Origin of the sequence: Pseudomonas sp. FP1154 (genome assembly GCF_030687245.1) — a bacterium.
Lineage (GTDB): Bacteria > Pseudomonadota > Gammaproteobacteria > Pseudomonadales > Pseudomonadaceae > Aquipseudomonas > Aquipseudomonas rhizophila.
Window position 1 is genome coordinate 3,887,506 of record NZ_CP117465.1, and the last position, 11,851, is coordinate 3,899,356.

At 56.8% G+C, this 11,851-nt stretch carries 11 protein-coding genes and 3 tRNA genes; 3 read left to right on the forward strand and 11 right to left on the reverse strand.

Features of this window, described 5'->3' with window-relative positions; all coding sequences use genetic code 11:
- Positions 1-128: 128 nt before the first annotated feature.
- The 7 genes from lon to PSH91_RS17405 form a co-directional block, all read right to left on the reverse strand.
- The gene (gene lon / locus PSH91_RS17375) at positions 129-2,525 is read right to left on the reverse strand and encodes an endopeptidase La (protein WP_076383967.1); all 2,397 of its coding nucleotides are present in this window, start codon (positions 2,523-2,525) and stop codon (positions 129-131) included.
- Positions 2,526-2,686: 161 nt separating this feature from the next.
- Complete coding sequence (clpX, locus tag PSH91_RS17380; RefSeq protein ID WP_047228498.1) at positions 2,687-3,970, reverse strand: ATP-dependent Clp protease ATP-binding subunit ClpX; 1,284 nt, start codon at positions 3,968-3,970, stop codon at positions 2,687-2,689.
- Positions 3,971-4,077: 107 nt separating this feature from the next.
- Positions 4,078-4,719: an ATP-dependent Clp endopeptidase proteolytic subunit ClpP gene (clpP, locus tag PSH91_RS17385; RefSeq protein ID WP_003183177.1), complete on the reverse strand. Its 642-nt coding sequence runs from the start codon at positions 4,717-4,719 to the stop codon at positions 4,078-4,080.
- 93 nt (positions 4,720-4,812) lie between these two features.
- Entirely contained in the window at positions 4,813-6,123 is a 1,311-nt protein-coding gene (tig, locus tag PSH91_RS17390) for a trigger factor (RefSeq protein WP_047228499.1), read from the reverse strand.
- A 415-nt stretch (positions 6,124-6,538) separates the two neighbouring features.
- Positions 6,539-6,623: transfer RNA gene (locus tag PSH91_RS17395), tRNA-Leu, on the reverse strand.
- A 57-nt stretch (positions 6,624-6,680) separates the two neighbouring features.
- Positions 6,681-6,756, reverse strand: a tRNA-His gene (locus tag PSH91_RS17400).
- A gap of 41 nt (positions 6,757-6,797) precedes the next feature.
- Positions 6,798-6,874: transfer RNA gene (locus tag PSH91_RS17405), tRNA-Arg, on the reverse strand.
- Between the two features lie 281 nt (positions 6,875-7,155).
- Between PSH91_RS17405 and folD the strand changes: the two genes are divergently transcribed.
- Both folD and pbpG read left to right on the forward strand, forming a co-directional pair.
- Positions 7,156-8,010, forward strand: coding sequence for a bifunctional methylenetetrahydrofolate dehydrogenase/methenyltetrahydrofolate cyclohydrolase FolD (gene folD, locus PSH91_RS17410; protein ID WP_047228500.1), 855 nt, complete (start codon positions 7,156-7,158; stop codon positions 8,008-8,010).
- 269 nt (positions 8,011-8,279) lie between these two features.
- Positions 8,280-9,218 (forward strand): D-alanyl-D-alanine endopeptidase, encoded by a 939-nt coding sequence (gene pbpG, locus PSH91_RS17415; RefSeq protein ID WP_047228565.1) that lies wholly within the window; start codon positions 8,280-8,282, stop codon positions 9,216-9,218.
- Between the two features lie 44 nt (positions 9,219-9,262).
- Here the strand turns inward: pbpG and PSH91_RS17420 are convergent, their stop codons facing one another.
- Together PSH91_RS17420 and PSH91_RS17425 are read right to left on the reverse strand one after the other, a co-directional pair.
- Entirely contained in the window at positions 9,263-9,466 is a 204-nt protein-coding gene (locus PSH91_RS17420; protein ID WP_076383965.1) for a DUF6021 family protein, read from the reverse strand.
- Positions 9,467-9,566: 100 nt separating this feature from the next.
- A complete protein-coding gene (locus PSH91_RS17425; RefSeq protein WP_047228501.1) occupies positions 9,567-10,244 on the reverse strand; it encodes a peptidase C39 family protein in 678 nt (225 codons plus the stop codon).
- 223 nt (positions 10,245-10,467) lie between these two features.
- Here PSH91_RS17425 and PSH91_RS17430 point away from each other — a divergent pair, with 223 nt between their 5' ends.
- Positions 10,468-10,635, forward strand: coding sequence for a hypothetical protein (locus tag PSH91_RS17430; RefSeq protein ID WP_171061342.1), 168 nt, complete (start codon positions 10,468-10,470; stop codon positions 10,633-10,635).
- Positions 10,636-10,710: 75 nt separating this feature from the next.
- Here PSH91_RS17430 and PSH91_RS17435 read toward each other — a convergent pair whose 3' ends face one another.
- Positions 10,711-11,460 (reverse strand): TerC family protein, encoded by a 750-nt coding sequence (locus PSH91_RS17435; RefSeq protein WP_305466302.1) that lies wholly within the window; start codon positions 11,458-11,460, stop codon positions 10,711-10,713.
- Positions 11,461-11,487: 27 nt separating this feature from the next.
- Positions 11,488-11,739: a hypothetical protein gene (locus PSH91_RS17440; protein ID WP_107322275.1), complete on the reverse strand. Its 252-nt coding sequence runs from the start codon at positions 11,737-11,739 to the stop codon at positions 11,488-11,490.
- Positions 11,740-11,851: the final 112 nt, after the last annotated feature.

The window sequence follows — 11,851 nt, forward strand, 5'->3', positions numbered from 1 at the left end:
TTTGAGATGATTCTAAGTTTTTTTGGTGAAAGCAAAAACGAGTGCTGAATGGCCTACAGACACTTAAGAGCCGCTTTATAACAAGGGCTCTAAAAAACTGTCAAGGAAGCCCCCCAGGCAAATGCGTATTAATGCGTGCTAATTCTTTCCTTAGAGTCAGACTCTCGCTTGTCTTCCTTCGCGACTATCTCCGGAGCCACATCCGGCAAGGGCTCCGGCGCGTATTGCAGCGCAATTTGCAGGACCTCGTCAATCCATTTAACCGGTTTGATCTGAAGATCCTGCTTAATGTTGTCAGGAATCTCCTTCAAATCGCGGACATTCTCCTCGGGAATGATCACGATCTTGATCCCGCCACGGTGAGCCGCCAGCAGTTTTTCCTTCAGACCGCCGATGGCCAATACCTGGCCACGCAGGGTGATTTCACCCGTCATGGCGACGTCGGCGCGCACAGGAATGCCGGTCAGCGCGGATACCAGGGCCGTGCACATGCCTACGCCGGCGCTCGGGCCGTCCTTGGGCGTAGCCCCTTCAGGCATGTGGATATGGGTGTCGCGCTTCTCGTGGAAGTCCAGGGGGATGCCCAGGCTCCGGGCGCGGCTGCGCACGACCGTCAGCGCTGCGGTGATCGACTCGACCATCACATCGCCTAGCGAACCGGTCTTGATCAGTTGACCCTTGCCCGGTACTACGGCCGCTTCGATAGTCAGCAACTCGCCACCGACCTGAGTCCACGCAAGGCCAGTCACCTGACCAATCTGATCCTGCTGCTCGGCGAGGCCGTAGCGGAACTTGCGAACACCCAGGAAGTGCTCCAGCAGGTCCGAAGTAACCTTGACCGCGAAGCGTTTTTCCAGCGCATGCTCTTTGACCGCCTTGCGGCAGACCTTGGCAATTTGCCGCTCCAGACCACGCACACCCGCCTCGCGAGTGTAGTAGCGGATAATGTCGCGAATCGCTTCCTCGTCAAATTCCAGCTCGCCTTTTTTCAGGCCGTTGGCCTGGATCTGCTTGGGCGAAAGGTATTTGACGGCGATGTTGATCTTCTCGTCTTCGGTGTAGCCCGGCAGACGGATCACCTCCATCCGGTCCAGCAGTGCTGGCGGAATGTTCATGGAGTTGGAGGTGCAGAGGAACATCACGTCCGACAGGTCGTAGTCGACCTCCAGATAGTGATCGTTGAAATTGTGATTCTGCTCCGGATCGAGCACTTCGAGCAGCGCAGAAGCGGGATCGCCGCGCATATCGCTGCCCATCTTGTCGATTTCATCCAAAAGAAACAGCGGATTGCGCACGCCAACCTTAGTCATCTTTTGAATCAATCTTCCTGGCATCGACCCGATATAAGTGCGGCGATGCCCCCGAATTTCCGCTTCATCGCGCACGCCACCGAGGGCCATGCGCACGAATTTACGATTGGTCGCGTGGGCAATCGACTCTGCCAGCGATGTTTTACCGACCCCGGGAGGCCCCACCAGGCACAGTACCGGCCCGCGAATTTTCTTCACGCGTTTTTGCACGGCGAGGTATTCGAGGATACGTTCCTTGACCTCTTCCAGACCGTAATGGTCGGCATCGAGAATATCTTCGGCGCGGGCCAGGTCCAGACGGACCTTGCTTTGCGCCTTCCAAGGCACCTGAACCAGCCAGTCGATATAGGAGCGCACCACAGTGGCTTCGGCAGACATAGGCGACATTTGCTTGAGCTTGTTCAGCTCGGCCTGGGCCTTGGCAAGTGCATCCTTGGGCAGGCCCGCAGCATCGATGCGCTTTTTCAGCTCTTCGATTTCGTTGTGCCCTTCGTCACCATCGCCAAGTTCCTTCTGAATGGCCTTCATCTGCTCATTCAGGTAGTACTCGCGCTGGCTACGCTCCATCTGCTTCTTGACGCGACCACGAATGCGCTTCTCGACCTGCAGTAGGTCGATTTCGCCATCCAGCAGTGCCAGCACGTGTTCGACACGGGCAGACAAATCGATGATTTCGAGAATTTCCTGCTTCTGCTCGATCTTGAGGGCCATGTGGGCCGCCATCGTATCGACCAGCCGCCCAGGTTCGTCGATGCTGTTAAGCGACGACAGGACCTCAGCAGGCACCTTCTTGCCCAACTGCACGTATTGTTCGAACTGCGACAGAAGACTGCGGACAAACACCTCAGACTCACGCTCGGGCGCGTCCACTTCGTCGATCAGCGACACTTCGGCCCGGCAATGGCCGTCCACTTCGCTGAAACGCTCGACCGTGCCACGCTGCTCACCTTCGACCAGGACCTTGACGGTGCCGTCGGGCAGCTTGAGCAGCTGCAGAACTGTTGCAATTGTGCCTACGCGATAAAGTGCGTCTTCGCCGGGATCATCGTCAGCAGGATTTCTCTGCGCCAACAGAAGAATCTGCTTGTCACCCGTCATCGCAGCCTCGAGGGCTTCGATAGACTTCTCGCGCCCCACGAACAGCGGGATAACCATGTGCGGATAAACCACGACATCACGCAATGGCAGGAGAGGCAATTCGATGGTTGTCTTCATGATTTCGCCTCTACGGCGGCCACAAGGCCGGAAACAGATGGAAGTAAGCTTGAAACCAAGATGGGGGCAGCCTTGAAAAAAAACAAGCGCAAAGACACGTCTAAAACGCGCAAAAAGCAAAGGGGCCCGAAGGCCCCTTCTTTATTCCGGCACCGGGACGCTTAAGCGTCCGGCGCGGCCTTGGCAGCCGGCTCTTTGTTTTCGTAGATATACAAAGGCTTGGACTTACCTTCTATAACGCTTTCATCGATCACGACTTTACTCACCTCAGACTGCGAGGGGATCTCATACATCGTGTCGAGCAATACGCCTTCCAGAATCGAGCGCAACCCACGGGCACCGGTTTTACGCTCCAGGGCTCGTTTGGCAACCGATTTCAGCGCGTCGGAACGGAACTCCAGGTCTACACCTTCCATTTCGAACAGCTTGGCATATTGCTTGGTCAGGGCATTCTTCGGCTCCGTCAGAATCTGCATCAGTGCAGCTTCATCCAACTCATCCAGCGTCGCCAGGACCGGCAAGCGACCCACGAATTCCGGGATCAGACCGAACTTGACCAAATCATCAGGTTCGACTTCACGCAGGGATTCACCGACCTTCTTACCCTCTTCCTTACTGCGCACTTCGGCGTTGAAACCAATGCCGCCACGGGTGGAACGGTTTTGAATAACCTTTTCCAGGCCGGAGAACGCGCCACCGCAGATGAACAGAATGTTACGCGTGTCGACCTGCAGGAACTCCTGCTGCGGATGCTTGCGACCACCCTGAGGCGGAACGGAAGCCACGGTACCTTCGATCAGCTTGAGCAAGGCCTGCTGCACGCCCTCACCGGAAACATCCCGGGTGATGGACGGGTTGTCGGACTTGCGGGAAATCTTGTCGATTTCGTCGATGTAGACGATACCCATCTGGGCCTTTTCCACATCGTAATCGCACTTCTGCAGCAGTTTCTGAATGATGTTCTCGACATCCTCACCCACATAACCCGCCTCGGTAAGGGTGGTTGCGTCGGCGATGGTGAACGGAACGTTCAGCAAACGGGCCAGGGTTTCGGCAAGCAGGGTTTTACCCGAGCCTGTCGGGCCGATCAGCAGGATGTTGCTCTTGCCGAGCTCGACCTCGTCATTCTTTTTGTCACGTTGGTTCAGGCGCTTGTAGTGGTTGTACACCGCTACGGCCAGTACCTTTTTCGCGCGCTCCTGACCAATGACATATTGATCAAGGATGCCGCTGATTTCTTTAGGCGAAGGCAACTTATGCGCGCTGCTTTCGGCCTGGGCTTCCTGCACCTCCTCGCGGATGATGTCATTGCACAGGTCGACGCACTCGTCGCAAATGAAGACCGAGGGGCCGGCAATCAATTTGCGTACTTCATGCTGGCTTTTGCCACAGAAGGAGCAATAAAGCAGTTTGCCGTTGTCCTCGCCGTTGCGGGTGTCAGTCATTCGATCGATCCAAATCCGATAGGCTTGCAACACAAGATGAAGGCAATTGCGGGCTTTTTCAAGCCCGCAGGCGGCCGGTCATCCCAACCACCTGCATTTTGAGCGGCTTAGGCAGGCATTTGACGCTTGTTGATCACGGAGTCGATCAGGCCATATTCGGCCGCACGCTCAGCGCTCATGAAGTTGTCACGCTCGGTGTCACGCTCAATGGTTTCGAGGCTTTGGCCGGTGTGATGGGCCAGCAGCGAGTTCAGGCGCGAACGAATGTGGAGGATTTCCTTGGCATGGATGTCGATATCCGACGCCTGCCCCTGGAAACCACCCAACGGCTGGTGAATCATCATGCGCGAATTAGGCAGGCAGTGACGCTTGCCCGCTGCGCCACCGGCGAGCAGGAATGCGCCCATGCTGCAGGCCTGGCCGATGCAGATGGTGGAAACGTCAGGCTTGATGAACTGCATGGTGTCGTAGATCGACATGCCTGCTGTCACCGAGCCACCAGGTGAGTTGATGTACAGATGGATATCCTTGTCCGGGTTTTCCGCTTCAAGGAACAGCAGTTGCGCCGCAACCAGGTTGGCCATGTAGTCTTCAACGGGGCCGATCAGGAAGATGACGCGTTCCTTGAGCAGACGCGAGTAGATGTCATAGGCACGTTCGCCACGGGCAGACTGCTCGATAACCATCGGGACCAGGCCGCCTGCGGCTTGGATGTCAGAGCTCTGCTGATAAAAAGAATTGCGGGACATGTCTCGCAGTCACTCCCAAATAGTTATGTCTTGAATACGCATAAGCCAGCGCGAAGGCTGGCTTATGGGTGTGTATTTCTTACCGCAGAACGATCAATCGGCTTGTGGAGCTTCCACCGGCTTGACCGCTTCTTCGTAAGAGACCGCTTTATCGGTCACGCTAGCTTTCTGCAGAACAGTATCCACAACTTGTTCTTCCAGCACAACCGAACGGACTTCGTTCAGTTGCTGGTCGTTCTTGTAGTACCAGGACACGACTTGCTCAGGCTCCTGATAGGCCGAAGCCATTTCCTGGATCAGCTCGCGAACGCGGGCTTCGTCAGGCTTGAGTTCGAACTGCTTGACCACTTCAGCAACGATCAGGCCCAGCACAACGCGGCGCTTGGCTTGCTCTTCGAACAGCTCAGCGGGCAGTTGGTCCGGCTTGATGTTGCCGCCGAACTGTTGAACAGCCTGTACACGCAGACGGTTCACTTCGTTGTCCAGCAGAGCCTTTGGCACTTCGATCGGGTTGGAGGCCAGCAGACCGTCCATGACCTGGTTCTTGACCTTGGACTTGATGGCCTGACGCAGCTCACGCTCCATGTTCTTGCGAACTTCGGCGCGGAAACCTTCCAGACCGGTTTCCTTGATGCCGAACTGGGCGAAGAACTCTTCGTTCAGCTCTGGCAGTTTCGGCTCGGAAACGCTGTTGACGGTCACGGTGAACTCGGCGGATTTACCAGCCAGGTCCAGGTTCTGATAGTCCTCAGGGAAGGTCAGGTTCAGAACGCGCTCTTCACCGGCCTTGGCGCCAACCAGGCCATCTTCGAAGCCAGGGATCATGCGGCCAGAGCCCAGCACCAGCTGAGTAGCCTTGGCGGAACCACCGGCGAACACTTCACCGTCGACCTTGCCGACGAAATCGATGTTCAGTTGATCTTCGTTCTGGGCAGCACGATCGGCCACTTCGAAACGGGTGTTCTGCTTGCGCAGGATATCCAGCATCTTGTCCAGGTCGGCATCCGAAACATCGGCGCTCAGACGCTCGACGGAGATGGACTCGAAACCGGCAACCGTGAACTCAGGGAACACTTCGAACGTGGCGATGAACTCCAGGTCCTTGCCCTTTTCCAGCACTTTAGGCTCGACGGACGGAGCGCCGGCCGGGTTCAGCTTCTGCTCGACGACCGCTTCGTAGAACGAAGACTGGATCACATCGCCCACGGCTTCCTGGCGTGCGTCAGCTTCATAACGCTGACGGATCACGCTCATTGGCACTTTGCCTGGGCGGAAACCTGGGATTTTGGCCTTTTGGGCAGTCTGCTGCAGACGCTTGTTGACCTGAGTCTCGATGCGCTCAGCCGGCACGGTGATGCTCATGCGGCGCTCAAGAGCAGAAGTATTTTCAACAGAAACTTGCATGGATATTCCTCGTTGCACAGACGTTGGCCGGGCGTTTCCGACCCCAGAATCAAGGGCATGCATTCTAGTAGGTCAAACTCAAGAAGTCACCCTACTGAAAAAGGGCTGGAAACAGGCGCCGAATTTAGGAGCGGACATACGGTCATGCCTCGCCCGGATTGCAAATACAGTCGGTCGCTGCAAGGCTCTGGGTCAATGCTTCTATATATAGGAGCAGCAAACCCGCGCGCCCGGCATCCGGTCTCGCGAGGAGACCAACGGGCATGCCGCGCATCATCAGGAAACACAATCGTGATGACCCGGGCACCCCGCACAACCCTGAACCAGGGTCGGCGACAAAAAATCATGAATACAAAAACGGCGCAGCCCTCTTCAGGTACTGCGCCGTTCTCTGCTATTTAAATAGCGACTTGTATGGTGCGGACGGAGAGACTCGAACTCTCACACCTTGCGGCGCTGGAACCTAAATCCAGTGTGTCTACCAATTCCACCACATCCGCGTATCAAGCTTTTAAAGCAAAGGCGCCAGACTGTTAATCTGGCGCCTTTCTAGAATATGGGGTGGACGATGGGGATCGAACCCACGACAACGGGAGTCACAATCCCGTGCTCTACCAACTGAGCTACGCCCACCATATTGCCTTGTTGCCTTACTTGTGCCAAAGCTGCCTAATTGGCGCACCCGGCAGGACTCGAACCTGCGACCATCCGCTTAGAAGGCGGATGCTCTATCCAGCTGAGCTACGGGCGCCTTTTTAATCTGTATTCTTGGACGATTACAAACTAAGTGCTTTCAGTGTTACCGAGTTAAACCAACCAACTCTGCTCCACCTTCTTAACCAGTGCTAGGCTGTGCCCGACAAGTGCGAAGAATGTTATAGACGGCCTGATAGGTCGTCAACTCTTTTTTAAAAAAAATTCATTTAATTAAAGGGGTTAGGGGAATTTGCAGACCAAGCGCCTTTGCCCTCACGCCTCGGCATGCGAGAATGCGTTCTCTTTTTTTCCCCTCTCGATGGTTAACCACGCGCAATGACTGCACAACTTATCGACGGCAAATCGATCGCCGCCAGCCTGCGCCAGCAGATCGCCCAACGAGTCACCGAGCGTCGCCAGCAAGGCCTGCGCACGCCCGGCCTTGCGGTGATCCTGGTCGGCAGCGATCCTGCCTCTCAGGTTTATGTCTCGCACAAGCGTAAAGACTGTGAAGAGGTCGGCTTCCTTTCCCAGGCCTACGACCTGCCTTCCGAAACCACTCAGCAAGCATTGGCTGATCTGATTGATCGCCTGAACGACGACCCGAACATCGACGGCGTTCTGCTCCAACTGCCCCTGCCTGAACACCTCGACGCCTCCAAACTGCTGGAGCGTATCCGCCCGGACAAAGATGTCGACGGCTTCCATCCTTATAATGTCGGTCGCCTGGCCCAGCGTATCCCGCTGCTGCGCCCCTGCACCCCCAAAGGCATCATGACGTTGCTGGAAAGCACCGGCGTGGACCTGTACGGTCTCGATGCCGTGGTGGTTGGCGCGTCCAACATCGTTGGCCGTCCGATGGCCATGGAGTTGCTGCTGGCCGGCTGCACCGTCACCGTGACCCATCGCTTTACCAAGGACCTGGCTGGACACGTCGGCCGCGCCGACCTGGTGGTCGTTGCCGCCGGCAAGCCTGGCCTGGTGAAGGGCGAGTGGATCAAGGAAGGCGCCATCGTGATCGACGTGGGTATCAACCGCCAGGACGATGGCAAGCTGGTCGGCGACGTAATCTACGAAACCGCCCTGCCCCGTGCAGGCTGGATCACTCCAGTCCCTGGCGGCGTAGGTCCGATGACCCGTGCCTGTCTGCTGGAAAACACCTTGTATGCGGCGGAAACGCTGCATAGCTGATACGCCTTTTCAGCGCAGTTCCAATCCCTGTGGGAGCGAGCCTGCTCGCGATAGCTTTGTCTCAGCCTTCATCCATGCTGACTGACACACCGCTATCGCAAGCAGGGTCGCTCCCACAGGAGTTTTTGCGCCCTTCATTAAACTTTATTTAATCGCAAGCCCCGGCGGTACAGGCATATGGCGCTGTCGTCGCCCATACTCATAAAATGCAGCGCTTTTTTAACAAGCCATTGCTGCACGGCACCTTCAACTCTATCGAGTCTACTCGCGTGAAAATCCGTCTTTCTATCCTCAGCCTGTTCATCGCTTTCACAGGTACCTTTATCACGCAGAATGTCGAGGCGCAGGAAACCATCGCCGCCCCGCGAGACACCTCAAAACTGCAAGTCGCCTCGGGCAGCGCGATACTGCTGGACTTGCAGACGAATAAAGTCGTTTATGCCAGCAATCCCGACGTAGTGGTGCCCATCGCTTCGGTGACCAAATTGATGACCGGTCTGATCGTGCTGGATGCCAAGCAGGATCTGAATGAATACATCTCCATGACCATCGCCAATACACCGGAGATGAAGGGGGTATTTTCCCGGGTCAAGCTCAACAGCGAACTGTCACGCCGGGACGTGTTGCTGATTGCCCTGATGTCGTCGGAGAACCGCGCCGCCGCCAGCCTCGCCCACCACTACCCGGGCGGGTACGCAGCGTTCATCGCGGCCATGAACGCCAAGGCAAAGGCGCTGGGCATGAGCAGCACCCACTATGTCGAGCCCACAGGCCTGTCGATTCACAACGTATCCACCGCCCGGGACCTGACCAAACTGCTGATCGCGGCACGCAAATATCCATTGCTGAGCGAACTGAGTACCACCAAGGAAAAGACCGTAACCTTCCGCAAACCGGTTTATAGCCTGGGCTTTCGCAATACCGACCACTTGGTCCATAAGGCTGGCTGGGACATCCAGCTGACCAAGACCGGCTTCACCAATCAGGCCGGCCACTGCCTGGTACTGGTGACGAAAATGAGCAATCGACCGATGGCCCTGGTGGTGCTGGATGCGTTTGGGAAATATACCCACTTCGCCGATGCCAGCCGGATCCGTAGCTGGGTGGAAACCGGCAAAAGCGCCAGCGTCCCTGCCGCGGCCCTTCAATACAAGGCGGCCAAGAACCTCAAGAGCCGCCAAACCGGTGTAGTCGAAGCGTCGAATTAATTAACCAGGCAAACAAAGCCCCGACTCATCGGGGCTTTGTTTATTCAAGGTTTTAGATCACCCAACGGGTCATACGCTCTGGAACCGGGCTCTTCCTGCTCATCCTCTTCGTCCAGAGGCGCCTTGGCGGGGCCTATCGGATCGACTTGAGGATCGCCGAGATCCGGCGAATCGGGATCAAATCCCAAATCATCGCCTGAAGAATGTTCGGAAGAATGTGGCCCCGTAGGTGTTTTCGACTGTGCCATGCTTTTCTCCTCGCAAGCATGGGCCGGATATTCCGGCCCTGAGGTTAGGAGCCTCTGGCATGGCGGGTGGTGCCCGACAAGTGACGAACGGGGGGTGAGATCAGTGTGCGCCGCTCAGGGCTTGAGTCGCCCGGGCCGCTGCCTGCTCCTGCCCTGCCCCGGCCAGTTCGCCCGCAGCTTTCAGCCAGCGCTGAGAGTCTACCTTGGCCGGGAGCTGCGTAGGTCGCTGGACCAATACCGCCCAGCCTCCAGCATCCTTGAGAGCCGACTCAAACCCACTGAAGCTCATCAGCAGCCGCCGGTTCATCCCCGATCGCAGCAAGACCGTCTGCTTTTGGCGGTCATAACCGACGAGAATGCCGTACCTGGGCCCAGACCAGAAAGCCGACCCCTCCGTATAGCGCACCAACACGGGATAACCTGCCGCGACTTGCTCCAACAGTGCCGGCAGTTCGCTGTCGAGGGGGTATACCACCAGCCCATATTCTCGCGCCAGGGTCTGCAGGTTCTGCTGCAAATGAGCCTCGCCTTCCGGCAGATGCAGAGGCTTCTCCAGCAGCCCCGGGGTGATTACCGTGCCTTGCAGCGTCAAGAGGCTGGCCAGCGACTGGGGGCCACCCTGGTACATTTCGCCACGAAAGAACGGCACGCTGTTGAGTTCCACCCGCTCGGGCAGGCGCTGAATCTGCGGCGACACACTGCCTGCGCAACCCGCCAGGGCCGCCAGGCAGGCCGTCACCAGTACCAGTGATCGAAAAGAGGAAATTACCGGAAACATTAGGACTCTCTTGTTAAGGCACCCGACATCGGGCCAGGCAAGGGCCGTCGATCATAAGGTGCAGACAGACGTGGGTATAGCCTTAAACAGCAGTCCCATCGCGGCGATAGAACGAAGCGGTCCGTCTGTCATCAATACCGATCGATTCCCTGCAACACTTTAGCGACTAGACTGTCCATTGTAACGAGTGCGTCGCCCTGAACTTGGGCAGAAGGAGGCACAGATGAGCCTGACCACAACAATCCTGATGCTGATATTCGGCTGGTTAAGCGTCGCCACAGCCATGCTGTGGGGCGTTTTGCGCATTGCACGCCGCCATCATCCTGCGCCACGACCAGCGCGGGCGGAAAAAGCACCAAAACCGGCCAGGCGCCACGCCGCCGCACACTGACCGTCCCGCCGCCCTTCAAAAATCCAAAAAAAAGCCGCCCGGGCATGGACCCGGGCGGCTTTTGAGTGCCTGTAATCAGGCTTTGTCAGCCAACGCCTTTTGCTGACGGCGACGCGACATCATGTTCAACACCTCGATCGCTGCCGAGAACGCCATGGCTGCGTAGATATAGCCCTTGGGCACATGAGCACCAAAGCCTTCGGCGATCAACGTCATGCCGATCATGATCAGGAAGCCCAGCGCCAACATGACCACTGTCGGGTTGTCGTTGATGAACTTGGCCAGTGGCTCGGCCGCCAGCAACATCACCAACACCGAGATCACGACAGCGATGATCATGATCGGCAGATGCTCGGTCATGCCCACGGCGGTAATGATGCTGTCGATGGAAAATACCAGGTCCAGCATCAGGATCTGACCGATCGCAGCGGCAAATCCGAGGGTCACGCCGGAGGTGGCGGACTTCGGATCATTCGGTGCCGGGTCCATGCTGTGGTGGATCTCGGTGGTGGCTTTCCACAGCAGGAACAGGCCGCCGGCGATCAGGATCATGTCCTTCCAGGAGAATGCCTGACCAAGGATTTCGATAACCGGCTCAGTCAACTGCACGATGAAAGCAATGGTACTCAACAAGCCCAGGCGCAGGATCAGCGCCATGCCAATGCCGATACGCCGCGCCTTGGCGCGGTGCTGTTCGGGCAGTTTATTGGTCAGGATCGAAATGAAGATCAGGTTATCGATGCCGAGCACGATTTCCATGACGACCAGAGTCGCCAGCGCGATCCATGCAGTGGGGCTGGCAGCGAGTTGTAAAAGATAATCCATGGGTCAGTCCTGACTCGATATGACGGGTTAAATGGTTTGGGTGGAGGTTTCGGATTCTTCAGCCTCATCCGCCGGCTTCTTCTTGGGACTGATCAACCCGCCAGTGGCCTCGCTGATCGCCTGTTCGGCAGCCTTATGGGTGTCATCGATTGCCTGCTTGGCCGTTTCCGCGGCTTGCCCCATCAACTGCTGGGCACTTTTTTCGGCCTGTTCGCAGCCAACAAGGGCGATTGAAGACACTGCCAACAAGGCCGCCAAACCCAGGGTTTTGTACGTCATGGATAAATGCCTCTCAGGGTTAAACAGAGCACCAAAGGTGGCTCACCGATGGCCCGGCATTCTAGATAGGTGAATACTTCAGGAAAATTCGTATTTTCAGCGGTTATACTTC